A 13,473-nucleotide genomic window follows, 5' to 3' on the forward strand; every position below is an offset into this window, starting at 1 on the left:
AGTCGCATATTTGCCGCAAAAGCCGATTCTGCCGGGCGCCACGGTGGCGGATGCGCTTCGACTGCCGTTCATGCTGACCGTACGTAGCGATTACGACGGTGACGCTGGCGACGCTGCTTCGTCGTCGTTTGGGAACAACGAAACTCGGTCTGTAACTGGTGCGCGGCGGCGTGGTTTGTTTCGTTTGTCGCGTCTGTTTCGCAGTAACGAGGCGATGGCTCGAGATCTGTTGCCGGATGATCGTATTCGAGCGACGCTGGATGCGATGGGTTGCGAAGATATTGATCTGACTCGGTCGGCGGCTTGGTATGGGCTGGGTTGGGCCAGCGTGATCGTCGGCTGGCAATGTTGACTGACGTTGGACAGTGCAATCATGATGACAGTGCGGATACAGTACTGCCGCAGGAGTCGACGATATTAGCGTTGCTCATTGCTGCCGTGCGGCAAGGTTCGTCTATTCCTCGCGCGTTGGATGCGGTCGGGGATGCGGTTGGCGGTTCATTTGGCGAGGGTTTGCGCAAAGTAGCGACAGCCTTGTTGCGTGGGGTTGCGTGGCATGATGCATGGCGCTCGGCTGGCTCGGAGTTTGTGTTGGATGATGATTCGGGGCAGGTTGATGGGTATGAGCATGCGTTATTTGAGCTGCTTGAGGAGTCGTTGGAGCCGTCGTGGCGTAGTGGGGTTTCGCCTGTGGCTCGGTTGGAGGCAACGTTAGAACGGATTGATGCCGATGAGCGCGCGCGGATTGAACAGGCTGCGGGGAAGTTGTCGGTTCGTTTGCTCATGCCAACGGGATTGTGCTTGTTGCCTGCATTCATTCTTATCGGTGTCGTTCCAACTGTTGCTTCTTTCATGTCATGAGTTATCCACATTTTTTGTGGATAGACGTACTGATCCGTGAAACGGGGAACGCAGTGCGTTTCCCGTAGGCGAAGTGAGCGATCGCAGTATGGGCGATCGTGAAGGCGGCGTGTTTATCCACATTTTTTGTGGATAAACACGCCGTATGTGGATAACTTAATGACCGTTCGACCACATAACCCATTTTTTAATCGGTGAAATCAGAAATTCGTGCATAGTAGATGGTCCGCAACCACGGTGGTTGTGGACTCGAGTGAAAGGAACGCTATGAGTGATGTAATTCCAATCAATGTTGATGGACAACCCGGTTTGTTCTTGCATGCCAGACGGACCATTGCCGATCTGGTCGAGTGCGGCCGACGCGAATTATGTCTTATTGATGCACGATGGCGCACGCTTGCCGCCGAGCCAGAGGAAGGTGCTGCGACAGCCGAGTATGCAGTTGTACTGATTGCTGCGACGAGCTTTGCGGCTGTGCTGATTGCCATAGTGAAGTCGGATGGTATTAAAACGCTGCTGACCAGTATCGTCAAAAAAGCACTGAATGCTGGGTGATTATCATGCGACAACAAACGACGCCTGATTGCGATGTTTCAGCGTCGTCAAGCCTTACTCGTGCGATGCTGAGACGCCGGTGGCATACCAGTCGTCCACCGCCGCGACAACAACGCGAACGGTTCGTGCGTCGCATAGTGTCAATAGTCACTGCATTGCGTCATGTGGATGCGGATAGCGGAGCGGCTACGGCTGAATTTGCTTCAGTGCTGCCCGCTGTTGTGGCAGTATTTGCCTTGCTGTTGGGCTCATCGCAGGCAGTGTTCGTGTCGATGCGCTGTCAGGATGCTGCTGCGACGGTTGCACGCGAGTTGATCGTGGCTGGTGATGATGCGAATCCGCAAGCGACTGCTCGTGCGGTGGCCGGCGATGATGTGACTACTCAAACTCGGATTGACGGTAACCAAGTGACGGTGACAGTGCAATGTCCGGTTGTGCCTGACCCGTTTGGTGTGTTGCCAACTCGCGTGCGGGGTATTGCGACGGGAGTACTGTCATGATGCTGCACGTGAGTCTTGCGGTACGTCGTGTCAGACGTAGTCTCACCCGCGCTGATCGTGGCTCCGGCACGATGGTTGGCGTTGCGCTGATCATAGTTGTTGGTGTGCTGCTGGCAACGATTGCGTCAGCAGGCAACTTGCTGCTCTGCCAGACGCGTGCACAATCGGCTGCTGATCTAGCTGCGATATCTGCGGCTATGGCTGTGCGTAACGGTACTGCTGATTCGTGTGCGGTTGCTCGATCGATTGCCGTAGCTAATGGAGCATCGCTGGACTCGTGCGTAACTGATGCTGAGGATGTGCAAGTATCTGTGAGCGTATCGACGCAGGTACCGTTTGCACCGTATGTGTCGCGTTCGGTGCGCGCTGGTCCCGTCTCCTGCGGCTGATATTCAATTCGTTGCGCGTGAGTACTGGCGTGCGTTGCCATGCTAGGTTATCGTGGGCGATATGAACGATGCGAACAACGCGCGGCCAGTGGTCGCGATGATTGGCAACCCGGTGTCCGACAAGGGCAAGGGTGCGGTCATCGATGCGCAGGTTATGGAATCTTTGATCGATAACGGTCGTCGTCATAACTTTGACGTTATTGACTTGACTGGTACGAGTTTCGATGATTCTTTAGCCAACGCGCGCACTCATGCTGATGCGTACACGCATCTGGTAGTGGTTGGTGGTGACGGCATGGTTGCGCTGGGCGCGAATGCTGTGGGCTGTAGCGGCAAGCCGCTTGGTATTGTCGCTACTGGCTCAGGCAATGATTTCGCTCGCGGGCTTGGCTTGCCGGTTAACCGTATTGACACGGCTATCGAAGGTATCGTGGGTGCGATCGTACGCGGTAGTCATATTGACGTTGATATGGGTCGTGTGACGTCGCTGCCGGGCGGGTATGCGGTTGATGCGGCGACTGGCAACCTGTTGACGGATACATTGCACGCTGATGCGGACGAGTCTGTTTCGTTACCGCCAATCGACCGGTATTACGGTGGCATGCTCAACTGCGGGTTGGATGCGAGTATTAACGATCGTGCGAATCATTCGCGATTGCCTGGCGGGTCGTTGCGATATTTTGTTGCGGTACTCGTTGAGATTGCGCATCTTAAACAGTATGGCTATCACATCAAAGCCACGCTCGCAGACGGCAGTGTTGAAGAGCGCGACATCATCTCGCCAATGGTGACGATTGCTAATTCGCGGCATATTGGTGGCGGATTGGAAGTGTCACCGTATTCGCAGTTTGCGGACGGTTTGCTGGACATGATTTGGATTGACCATATGCCGAACCTGCTGGAGATTGTTGATGCGATTTCTAAGGCGTATAACGGTCGGCTTATGGCGTCGCACGTGTTCGGCTGGAAACGTGTTCGTGAGGTTGAGATTACGCGAGCTACCAGCGGTGAAGAGCCGCCGGTACTGATGGCAGATGGCGAGTATATCGGCCATCTGCCAGTGAAAGTAGCAGCGCAAGATCGTGCGTTGCGCGTGCTCGTACCGCCTGCTGTTGCGCGCGATCATGCCGACGATGACGGTAGCCGTACGCTTGCTGCGATCAAGCGAGACGGTCGTGACCCAATAACCGGCGCTTTTTGCGCGTAACAGCAGAGCTGTTTGTAGGCAACATCCTTCAAGTGGAGTCGAGAACATCGTCAACGAACTTCTCGCAGGATACTGGCCGCATGTGCTTGTGTGATGGATGATCAGGCAGCGCGGGCAATGGCCTGCTCGTAGTCGCGTGTGCCCTTGAAAACTTCCTGAATCCACGGGTTCACGCCCTGACGCTTCGCGCGCATAAGGATGTATCCAAGTGCCAATACATTCGCAACGAGCGACACAATAGACACGGTGAGGTTGACGTTCGCGTTGTTCACCGACTGTGTGGAGAACACGGAATAGTCTTGGAACATCGGGAACACCTGTGCGAACATGCACCAGATCGCCAGCGTGTTCGCACGATTCTGAATCCAGCCGCCCTTATTCCAGAAGAAGTTCGCGACAGTCGGTGCGAGCAGCAGTGCAAGACCGCAGTACCACGAGTGGGTAGGAAGGCAGTTGTACGTATAGCAGAAGTTCCACAGATCATATGCAACGATGAACACCCATGTCATGTCTGGCCAGAGCATGTCATCCTTCTTCTTGGAGACGTAGATGCCGAACCAGCCGGTCATGCACGCGATGTTGATCAGTCCGGCGACACCGTTGAACACGTTGTGCCAGCCGCCCATAAGCGTCACGCCTTCGGTGGAAACCCAAGTAGTACCCCATGCGCGGAATGCGGATTCGAAGTCAGAAACAACAGCGATGAGGATGTTGATGGCGACGATGACGAAGGGGAAGCATTTGAACCAGTCGGATTTACCGATGGCACCCCAACGGTATTTGAGCGCCATGAAGCCGATGCATCCAGCAGTGGCTGCATACAGTTTCGCGTAGTGGAACCAGCTGGTCATGTGCACGTATGTGGGGTTGTTGAGCGCCCAATCAGCACCGGCTGCAGCTGCCACGTAAATGGCGACAAAATATACGGTTAGGATTGCGGGGACGACGAGGAATGCGATAATACCGCCGATTTTCGTGCGGCGAGCGAGTTCGTTGGCGCCGATAAGACATCCAAATACGAGTAGCCAGCCGAGCCACTGCCACATGGCATTGTCGCCGTAGACCTGAAACAGCATGATGGTCCTTTCTTCCTGCTGATGTCACACTCAATGGACGGCGCGAAACAGTGCGTGAAACACGTTGTGAAACGCTCCTCATTGGGCGTGTTGACATTTCGTCAATGCATTGCGGCAATAAGTATAGTGTTCATGTTGACGAAGTGTCAACTCTGTGTGTTGGGCATAGAGCTGAGCGTGGTGCGGGCACTAGCTACTGCATATATGGCATGTATATTCTGCGGTGTAGCATAATATGGAATACGTATAAAGGAGTATGGTATGTCTCGTTCGGCAACGCAGGCGGCCACCGTTCATAGCGGTGCATTGACGCGACTTGGCTACTGTGGCGGCGTAGGATCGTTCCTTGGATCATCGGCCATCGTTGGACTGTCGACCACAATTACTATGTGGCAGCTCGGACTCGGACTCGACGCCAGCCAAGTCGGCGCGTTAAGTGCAGTCTTAAATTTCGCGATCGCAGCGGGCTCACTTCTCGCCGGATGGCTGTGTGCCCGATTTGGTATGACTCGCATATTCAACTGGGTCAATCTCATCTCGACGATCGGTTTCCTACTCTGTGCAATCGCGCCGAATTTCATCATCTTACTCATTGGCGTCACCATCGTTGGAATCGGTACCGGACTCGATCTGCCAGTATCAATCTCCGTCATGTCACGCGATGCGAACGACCCAGCTGCCGGTTCAAAACTCGTCACCGTCACCCAACTCGGATGGCAGATCGGCATGCTCGGAGCGTCGCTCATCGCATTCGCTGTATCTGCGCTCCCCGGTGCCACTGGCGGGCGCATTATGTTTACCATTCTCGCAGTCGTAGCCTGCGGACTGTGGTTGTGGCGATTGCGCTCACAAGAGTTCGCAACACTGCACACGAATGCCGAGCGCAGCGCGCAATCTACTCAACCGGAGGATTCTTCAATGGCGTCGTCTGCGCCGGAAAGTGATCCCGTGATTCAACACACTGGTATTAGCACCCCTACGGGTCCGTTCGGTATGCCAAAGCAGCTCATTCCTGCATTCGTGTCGCTACTCGTGTTCTATATCGGGTGGAATCTCGTGGCCAATACGTGGGGCCAATTCCAGACATACATGCTCGTCAACGCGCACGCCTCGCAAAGCCTCGCGACAGGACTTGGCATCATCCTATACGTGGTGATGTTTGCCGCAAACTGGACAGTATCAGTTACTGTTAACACCCGCTGGCGCAATCCACTATTCGTTGCTGGCGGCATCGTTGCGCTCGCAGCCATGATATTGATGGCGGCTGGCGGCGGCTCACTATGGGTGATTGTTGCTGCAACTGCAATTATGTATGTTGGTTTGCCGCTCGCCGGTGAAGCGATTTGCAAAGTGTGGACGCAAGAGACATTCCCGCCGACTTCACGTGCTGCGGTACAAGGCTTTATTCTTGGATTCTCGCGTTTGTTGTGTGGTCTGTTTGCGTTTGTGACGCCGGCGTTGGTCATGCCCGGTACGATTGGCGTGACATTGTGGGGATTCGTGGCGGTCGTTGCTGTGTTTGTGGCCTCAGGATGCGCGTTCATTCGACTGCGCCATCACGTTGCGGCATGACGGGCTATCTCAATTAAGGCTTTCTTCAATCTGAGAGGCAGATTTCGGCTGTTGCAGAGGTCTTTCTTCAATCTGAGAGGCAGTCATTGCATCCTATACCTACCTCCCTAGGGTATTTCGGGGGTAAAAACAGCGTGGTATTCAAACATAGCTGCCTCTCAGATTGAAGAAAGACCCCTGCGCGATGAGCAATCTGCCTCTCAGATTGAAGAAAGCACCCATAATGCCCCCGTTCGCGCTACGCTTGGACCTACACAATGCGTTGAGCGTGAAAGCGAGGAGCAGTGCGCGCAATCGAATTCAATCATGGATGGGCATATCGGCATCTTCCCGGCAATGCCGGTGCACAATCCGAGCCATTCACGCCGGTCACACTGCCGCATGACGCGATGCTGTCCGAACCGCGTTCACCACTCGCAATTAGCGGCGTGAACTCCGGCTGGTTCGAGGGGCACGACTACGAGTATGTGAAACATTTCACGCCAGATTCATCCCTCGCAAATATGTCGATGATGCTTGAATGTGAAGGCATTTACCATAATGCACAAGTGTGGGTTAATGGCAAGCAAGTAGCATTCCGACCGTACGGATACGCCAATTTTGCCGTTGACATGACCGATCGGCTGGTGATTGGAAAGAGCAACGAAATCCGCGTGATTGCGCGGAATGCTGACCAACCTAACTCACGGTGGTACTCGGGAGCCGGCATCTACCGTCCGGTCACGCTGTGGGTAGCACCGCGAGATCATATTGCACTTGACGGTGTGACCGTGCGCACGCTGAGCAACGGTAACGTTAACAACAGTGCTGCCACATCCGCAAAACAATCAGCACGCATTGAACTGCGCATCGTCACCACCGCTCCCGGCACAGTTCACGTAACCATTACCGATCAATCCGGCGCGGCAGTTGCCTCAATAACCGCGCAATCGCAACGATTGGCGACATCTCAAGAACAAGCAATACTTTCAGCAGAATCATTATCATCACCCGCGCTCGCCACTGCCACGCTTGACATCACAAATCCGCAGCTATGGTCACTGGATACGCCGAATTTGTACACAGCACACATCGATTACGTATCCAGCAGCAACGAATCACACGCAAACACCGACGCTTCCATCCCCACAGATGTCCCCACCGACACTACCACCGTCCCATTCGGCATCCGCACTATCGCATGGGGTTCGCAAGGCTTTACTGTCAATGGCAAACGCGTCATCATCCAAGGCGCATGCATTCATCACGACAATGGCGTACTCGGCGCCTGCGCCTACCCGGACGCGGAAGAACGCAAAGTCGCCCTGCTCAAAGCCAACGGCTACAACGCCATTCGCTCCGCGCACAACCCCTGCTCGAAAGCACTCCTCAACGCGGCAGACAAACTTGGCATGCTCGTTATGGACGAGTACATTGACCACTGGTATATTCACAAAACACAACATGATTACGTCAACTATTTCAACCAATGGTGGCGGCGCGACCTTGCTAGTATGGTGGTCAAAGATCGCAATCATCCCAGCGTTATCATGTATTCGATTGGCAACGAAGTCAGCGAAACCGCACAATCGCGCGGCATCAGGCTTACACGCGACATGACCGATTACCTGCACCGACTCGACGCAACACGACCCGTCACCTGCGGCATTAACATTTTCTTCAACTTCCTCAGTTCTATCGGACTCGGCTTCTACTCCGACCGCAAAGCCGCCAAAGAAGCCGAACGCGCGCGTCGCCGTCGTCAGCGCGGCAAACTGCCCGGTCGTCGACGGCTAGTCGGCAGCGAATTTTTCAACAAACTCACGGTCATACTCGGTGCGAAAGTCATGAAACGTGCGGCCGTGCTGCCATGTTGTGACTGGGTAACGCGCGACGCGTTCGCGCAGCTCGACATCGCTGGCTACAACTATGGCATCGAACGGTACACGCACGACCTGCGCGAGTATCCGCATCGGCTCATCCTCGGTTCAGAAACGTTCTGCGAGGATGCGTACCGGTTCCGCGAGTTTGCTAAACGGCATCCGCGCGTGCTCGGCGATTTTGTATGGGCTGGCATGGATTACATGGGCGAGGCGGGTATTGGCTCGTGGGAGTACGAGGATTACGCGCCGTTGCGTATCGGCTATGGCTGGCTGACAGCCGGCTCGGGACGGCTTGATTTAACCGGGCGACCGCTCGGCGAAGCACTGTACACGCGGGTTGCGCTCGAAGCGGGCACCGATCGCGGGCCGTACATTGCGGTGTGTCCGGTGAATCACACGAATGACAAGCATTCGCCGAGCGCGTGGAAAATGAGTAACGCGATCGACTCGTGGTCGTGGAACGGCTGCAATGGTCGGCTGGCGCGCGTCGAAGTATATGCGCGGGCGGCGTGCGTTGCGTTGCTGGTGAACGGTCGTGAAGTTGGTCGGCGTGTGTTGCACGACGATTGCGTGGCGCGATTTGTGTGCCGCTGGATGCCTGGCGAAGTGACTGCGGTTGCGTATGATGCGGCGGGACGTGAGATTGGACGGCGGTCGTTGCGCAGCGCTGGGGATTGCACCGAGCTGCGAGCGCAAGTTGAGTGGCCGACGGTTGGAGTGGCGACTGGGTCGGCGACTATCTGTGACGGCAGTGGTGACAGTGACGGCAGCACGTCTTCCGTGGCGGTTATCGGTACGGTTGCTAGTGCGGTTGCCGTGCAGCCGGGGCGACTTGCGTTCGTGCGTGTACGATATACCGACGATCACGGCATCACCAAACCGCTCGAACGCGGCTTGTTACGCGCCCGGGTGACTGGTGGACGACTTCTTGGTTTTGGTTGCGCCGCGCCACACAATCTTGGCAGTTTTTTGACTGGCGAGACCGACACGTATTACGGGGAAGCGCTCGCCGTCGTGCAAATGCCTGAGTATGCGGCGGCGGGAGAACATGTCGAGCTGCACGTGACCGACGGCGTGCGCTCAGCAGTGTGCGCGATTGCGGTAGCTGAGCTAACAAAACGTGTGTTTGCAGAATGAGCTGTTTCGCGGGTTGAATGTTCCAAGGGTGCGGCTACCCCTCAGACCGCTTCGCGGCCAGCTCCCCTGACAGGGGGAGCCGAGATGCGACAGCTTTACGGCAACGTCCTTCAAGGGGAATCGCGAACATCGTACACGAACTTCTGGCGCAGACCCTCTCAGCCGACTTCGTCATAATGTGAATACACGGCGGCGGGGTAATGAACAAGCGGGGTGCCGTAATGATGCGGCTTACGTAGTCTTCTAAACTTGTTCGGCAAGACGACATATGTGCCAGTCGCCTCGCATGTCTAGACATGTACGCCTACGCATGCGGGATGACCGGCATGTTGAATGAGAGTGCCGAGAGGGGATTGCGGTCAATGAGCGCGCGAACGGTGAATGATAACGATGCCAACAACGACACGTCAGACACGTCAGATATGTCGGATGCAACAAGCAATAACACAAACACCGCCGCGCCCAAGCGTGTCCTTATTGTCAGTGAAACCTCGATGGCACAAACCAACGGCGTCAGCGGCAGTATTCGACACATTCTGCGACGCTTCACTGAACGCGACATCGACGCATATCTGATCACCCCGCAACCAGCGCCCGACGACGGTACTGTCGAAGGTTTCCTCGTCGACACCGTCCCATCGTGGCCAATTCAGCGATTCTACGTTGCTATCCCTCGCAAAACGTCAGTCATCCGCTCGATCACTGAGCTCGCCGAATCTGGCTGGCGACCTGACATTATCCATGTTGCCGCGCCAATCTCGAAACTCGGTCACGCGGCTCTCATCGCCGGTCATCGTCTCCACATTCCAACGGTTGCCATTTACCAAACCGACGTTGCGCAATACGCGCGCCGATTCGCGCGACAAGCCGTCGGTACGATCACCGATGGGCTCGCGGACGGTATTGACGACGCCGAAATCAGTCTCCTCGGCGACTCCCTGCGCAAACCGCGCCACGCGAAATGGCTGCGTCGTATCAGTCGTGCGGCCGGCGAGCAAGCCGAGCAAATTGTCGCGCAACGCATCGCACAAATGCACAACAAAGCCACGCTCACGCTCGCGCCCACTGAGCAAGCGCGGCAACGGCTCGAAGAATTCGGCGTCGACCCCAAGCTCATCCAACTGTGGGGGCGCGGTGTTGATTCAACATTGTTTACGCCCACTCGACGCGACGGTGAGCACGCGCGACAGTTACACGAAACGTGGAGTCACGGCGGCACGTTACCGGTGGTTGGCTATGTTGGCCGACTCGCGCCCGAAAAGCAGGTCGAACGACTCACAGTACTCGACGGACTCGGCATGCAGTTAGTCGTGGTCGGCGGCGGACCGAGTGAAGATGCGCTGCGTGAGTTGTTGCCGCACGCGATATTCACCGGCATGCTGCACGGCGATGCGCTCGCCGACGCGTACGCTGCGCTCGACTTGTTCGTGCACACTGGTGCGGAAGAGACGTTCGGTCAGACGATTCAAGAGGCGATGGCAAGCGGGTTGCCGGTGGTTGCGCCGGCGAGCGGCGGTCCGTTGGACCTTGTGGATGATGGACGAACTGGACTGTTGTTTGATCCGAGCGACGATGAGACGTTGTACGAGTGCGTGGCGCGGTTGCTTGCGGACGAGTCGTTGCGCCGCGCGATGGGCGAGGCTGGACTTGCGGCGGTACAAGGGCGCACGTGGCCTGCGCTGGTTGATCAGCTGATTGATCACTATTACCGGCTGGTGATGCGGCGTTGATGTAGTCGTTGATACGACTGGATAACTAATCGTATGGTTGCTCAGTCTAAATACCCGTCGATATGCAAGGTTTGCGCGGCGACCTGCCGAATCACCACATCCGGCGTCTCCGGATGCAATCGAATCAGCGAAATAAGCCCGACAATCAACGTATAAAACGATTCGTGAATATTGCGAATCGGCAGTCCGTGTAGCTTCTCAAAATCACGCACGGTTGTTTCACAGAAATAATCAGCGATACGATCGGCCGCGCGATCAATAAATCGAATATACAGTTCCGCGTTGCCGGACTGCATGAGTTTGGCGCTAAATGGTCCCTCGTCGGCGATAATTGTGCGCGTGAGACGCACGATATCGTCAAGTGCTTTGCTGATATTGCCGAGTTCACGTTCAGCGTTCCACTGCTGGAGTTTGGTGAGCATCGTACTGATCGTGTCGTCAATCACCGCGTCGGCAACCTCGCCTTTGTCGGTGAAATAGTGGTAAAACAGCGAGCGCGTCATGCCGGCGCGTTCGGCGATATCGCTGATCGTAAGTTTTGCGAATCCGGTGTCTAGGCATGCTTCGCGAGCTGCGCGTACGATTTGCGCACGTCGTGCGTCGCCGCGCGTCATATCGTTGGCTGTGACTGTCTGCCGTGATGTCATGTTGCTACTCCTTGCCGCAGTCCCGGTACACTACGCCGGTACTGCGGCAAGTGTATGCCCGTAATTGACGATCTGTCAACGCGCGTCAGTATTCGGTTCGCGAATACCTCCCATGATGCGGTAAACCTCACATGGTGCGGTAAATCTCCCATGATGCGGTTTACCAGAATGGCGTAATTCCGCCATTCTGCAGAAAGGGGTTATTTTGTGTTTACCGCATCATGGGGAAATTACCACATCATGGAACGTGCGTGAGGGGGATGTTATCGCCGTAGTTGGCGGATAATCGCGCGGATTACGGCAGCAAACGCAGCAGTCGTGCCGAGTGCGACGCCTGCAAACACTTGCGGTCGACGCAGCTCGTTGCGCACGCCGATCGCGTCAGTAATACAGTGATCCTCAAAGAATACGCGCAACTCGTTACTTGAGTATCGGCCAACCAGCTCGCCCCACGTGAGCATGCGCGTCATGTAGTCGCGCGGATCATCTTCATGGAACTCAAACAAACGCACGCCACGATACCGTGACTTCGGACCGTAACACTCGAATCCGCACGTTGGCGCGTAACCCAAGTCCAAGCCGTGAGCGTGAGCGACGAACGAATTCTTGTGATCGTGCCCGCAGAACAGCGCAAAATAGCCGCCCGCGTCACGCATCGCCGCGACTTCGCCCACGTTTTCATCCGCGCAACCGATCGCCTCGCCAAGGCGCGAACCTGGGCGGCAAATCGCCTGATTAAGCACATAACAGTGACCGGCGTAATTGCGCGCGCCCTCAACCGCGTTCGGCGTCCACGCAGGCACTTCAGTCAGGCAATCGTAAAACTCTTGCGGCGGAATATGCTGGAATGCGATCGTCGGCACTGGCAAACCGTCGCCGTTGCGCGTTGCCAACGAACGTTGCGTATCAGCGAGCCACGCGATCGCGGCCTCGCTCGGCGTGCCGTAACCGTCGGAATCCGCGAGGTCAAGACCGCGCGAATTGGTGACATAACGCGGATATTGCGCGTCATTTTCCTCCGGTTTGCCCGCGTAGTCGCCCGAGTTGATCATTGTGACGGCCATCGCGATGCGGCCTGAACCGTCGGACGCGGCGATCGGCAGTGCGAACGTGCCCGGTTCGATCGAATCGCTCGGATTTAAGCATCCCGGATACTCGCGGTAGATATCGTCCTGTTCGTCAGCGAGGATGCCGCACTGGAAGTCGTGATTGCCGTATGTTGCGGCGAACGGGACTTTCGCGTTGATAATCGGGCCGAGGAACGCGCTGAACGTGTCGCGCACTTTCTGACGCGTGTCGTCGAGCAGATCGTCGAGAGTGGCGACGTCTTCGGTCGGTGGCAGATCAGGGTTGCGGCGTGCTGCGATGCGACGGTGAATGCCTTGAAGTTTGGCCTCGATTTCGGTGACGAGGCGGACTTTCGCGCCAGGATTTTCGCCGCGCCGACGCAGGAATGTGTCGATATAGGCCGGATCGTAGCCGCGGATTTGGTCGCCAGTGAAGACGACGAGATCGGGATCGGACGCTTTGATTGCGGCTTCGATCATGCGGATGGTGTCGGGGTGGACGTTGGGGCCGTCTTGGATGTCGGCCATTTGCAGGACGCGGAAGGTGCCGTTTGCGCGGAACTTGAGCGGTGGGGTGGTGTTCGTGGTGTTCGGTGTGGTCGATGTGTGCTGCGCGGCACTTGTGGTGTTTTCGGTGCGGTGTGTCATGCACCCTATCTAACCGTGTTACATGTGCGTGAGGCAAGCAGCGCGCGCAATCTGTGCGGGAGCATCACGTTTGCGCAACCAGCGGTTTGCTTAGTGCTTTATTGTGAAGTGGCTCGTTCGTAAGTTTCACGCGATGGCATATTGCGGTGTTTTGCCATCGCGTGACCGGATAACGTGTAGCTCGTATAGCGAAACTGCGGCGATTTGCCGGGCTAAGACCGG

General features: G+C 56.2%; 11 protein-coding genes and 1 pseudogene. 9 read left to right on the top strand and 3 right to left on the bottom strand.

Features of this window, described 5'->3' with window-relative positions; translation table 11 throughout:
* The 6 genes and pseudogenes from BHAP_RS11885 to BHAP_RS07010 all read left to right on the top strand — a co-directional run.
* Nucleotides 1–298: pseudogene (locus tag BHAP_RS11885) on the top strand (ABC transporter ATP-binding protein); the annotation flags it as partial.
* A gap of 47 nt (nucleotides 299–345) precedes the next feature.
* Nucleotides 346–861 (top strand): type II secretion system F family protein, encoded by a 516-nt coding sequence (locus tag BHAP_RS06990; RefSeq protein ID WP_244569338.1) that lies wholly within the window; start codon nucleotides 346–348, stop codon nucleotides 859–861.
* A gap of 267 nt (nucleotides 862–1,128) precedes the next feature.
* The gene (locus tag BHAP_RS06995; RefSeq protein WP_094730024.1) at nucleotides 1,129–1,416 is read left to right on the top strand and encodes a DUF4244 domain-containing protein; all 288 of its coding nucleotides are present in this window, start codon (nucleotides 1,129–1,131) and stop codon (nucleotides 1,414–1,416) included.
* A gap of 5 nt (nucleotides 1,417–1,421) precedes the next feature.
* Complete coding sequence (locus tag BHAP_RS07000) at nucleotides 1,422–1,916, top strand: TadE family protein (protein ID WP_338024689.1); 495 nt, start codon at nucleotides 1,422–1,424, stop codon at nucleotides 1,914–1,916.
* Nucleotides 1,913–2,305 (top strand): Rv3654c family TadE-like protein, encoded by a 393-nt coding sequence (locus BHAP_RS07005; protein ID WP_094730025.1) that lies wholly within the window; start codon nucleotides 1,913–1,915, stop codon nucleotides 2,303–2,305. Before BHAP_RS07000 ends, BHAP_RS07005 begins: the two co-directional genes overlap by 4 nt.
* A 61-nt stretch (nucleotides 2,306–2,366) precedes the next feature.
* Nucleotides 2,367–3,512 carry a diacylglycerol/lipid kinase family protein gene (locus BHAP_RS07010; protein ID WP_094730026.1) on the top strand — a complete coding sequence of 382 codons (1,146 nt, stop codon included), beginning with the start codon at nucleotides 2,367–2,369 and terminating at the stop codon, nucleotides 3,510–3,512.
* Nucleotides 3,513–3,613: 101 nt separating this feature from the next.
* Here BHAP_RS07010 and BHAP_RS07015 read toward each other — a convergent pair whose 3' ends face one another.
* Nucleotides 3,614–4,588, bottom strand: a complete 975-nt coding sequence (locus BHAP_RS07015; RefSeq protein WP_094730027.1) for a DUF5692 family protein — start codon at nucleotides 4,586–4,588, stop codon at nucleotides 3,614–3,616.
* A 261-nt stretch (nucleotides 4,589–4,849) separates the two neighbouring features.
* On the opposite strand from BHAP_RS07015, the gene BHAP_RS07020 reads away from it, so the two are divergent.
* The 3 genes from BHAP_RS07020 to BHAP_RS07030 all read left to right on the top strand — a co-directional run bounded on the left by BHAP_RS07020 (nucleotide 4,850) and on the right by BHAP_RS07030 (nucleotide 10,889).
* Entirely contained in the window at nucleotides 4,850–6,160 is a 1,311-nt protein-coding gene (locus tag BHAP_RS07020) for an MFS transporter (RefSeq protein WP_094730028.1), read from the top strand.
* A gap of 284 nt (nucleotides 6,161–6,444) precedes the next feature.
* Nucleotides 6,445–9,159, top strand: coding sequence for a glycoside hydrolase family 2 TIM barrel-domain containing protein (locus BHAP_RS07025; protein ID WP_094730029.1), 2,715 nt, complete (start codon nucleotides 6,445–6,447; stop codon nucleotides 9,157–9,159).
* Nucleotides 9,160–9,521: 362 nt separating this feature from the next.
* Nucleotides 9,522–10,889, top strand: coding sequence for a glycosyltransferase (locus tag BHAP_RS07030; RefSeq protein WP_158216449.1), 1,368 nt, complete (start codon nucleotides 9,522–9,524; stop codon nucleotides 10,887–10,889).
* A gap of 41 nt (nucleotides 10,890–10,930) precedes the next feature.
* On the opposite strand, the gene BHAP_RS07035 is transcribed toward BHAP_RS07030, so the two are convergent.
* Together BHAP_RS07035 and BHAP_RS07040 are read right to left on the bottom strand one after the other, a co-directional pair.
* Entirely contained in the window at nucleotides 10,931–11,536 is a 606-nt protein-coding gene (locus tag BHAP_RS07035; protein WP_094730031.1) for a TetR/AcrR family transcriptional regulator, read from the bottom strand.
* 263 nt (nucleotides 11,537–11,799) lie between these two features.
* Nucleotides 11,800–13,131: a metallophosphoesterase family protein gene (locus tag BHAP_RS07040; RefSeq protein ID WP_094730102.1), complete on the bottom strand. Its 1,332-nt coding sequence runs from the start codon at nucleotides 13,129–13,131 to the stop codon at nucleotides 11,800–11,802.
* Nucleotides 13,132–13,473: the final 342 nt, after the last annotated feature.

This window comes from Bifidobacterium hapali, assembly GCF_002259755.1.
In the GTDB taxonomy this organism is placed as follows: domain Bacteria; phylum Actinomycetota; class Actinomycetes; order Actinomycetales; family Bifidobacteriaceae; genus Bifidobacterium; species Bifidobacterium hapali.

Bases quoted from the DNA above. Each gene is read 5' to 3' on its own strand.
- BHAP_RS06990 (WP_244569338.1), top strand. From the start codon at position 346: ATGTTGACTGACGTTGGACAGTGCAATCATGATGACAGTGCGGATACA.
- BHAP_RS06995 (WP_094730024.1), top strand. From the start codon at position 1,129: ATGAGTGATGTAATTCCAATCAATGTTGATGGACAACCCGGTTTGTTC.
- BHAP_RS07000 (WP_338024689.1), top strand. From the start codon at position 1,422: ATGCGACAACAAACGACGCCTGATTGCGATGTTTCAGCGTCGTCAAGC.
- BHAP_RS07005 (WP_094730025.1), top strand. From the start codon at position 1,913: ATGATGCTGCACGTGAGTCTTGCGGTACGTCGTGTCAGACGTAGTCTC.
- BHAP_RS07010 (WP_094730026.1), top strand. From the start codon at position 2,367: ATGAACGATGCGAACAACGCGCGGCCAGTGGTCGCGATGATTGGCAAC.
- BHAP_RS07015 (WP_094730027.1), bottom strand. From the start codon at position 4,588: ATGCTGTTTCAGGTCTACGGCGACAATGCCATGTGGCAGTGGCTCGGC.
- BHAP_RS07020 (WP_094730028.1), top strand. From the start codon at position 4,850: ATGTCTCGTTCGGCAACGCAGGCGGCCACCGTTCATAGCGGTGCATTG.
- BHAP_RS07030 (WP_158216449.1), top strand. From the start codon at position 9,522: ATGAGCGCGCGAACGGTGAATGATAACGATGCCAACAACGACACGTCA.
- BHAP_RS07035 (WP_094730031.1), bottom strand. From the start codon at position 11,536: ATGACATCACGGCAGACAGTCACAGCCAACGATATGACGCGCGGCGAC.
- BHAP_RS07040 (WP_094730102.1), bottom strand. From the start codon at position 13,131: ATGGCCGACATCCAAGACGGCCCCAACGTCCACCCCGACACCATCCGC.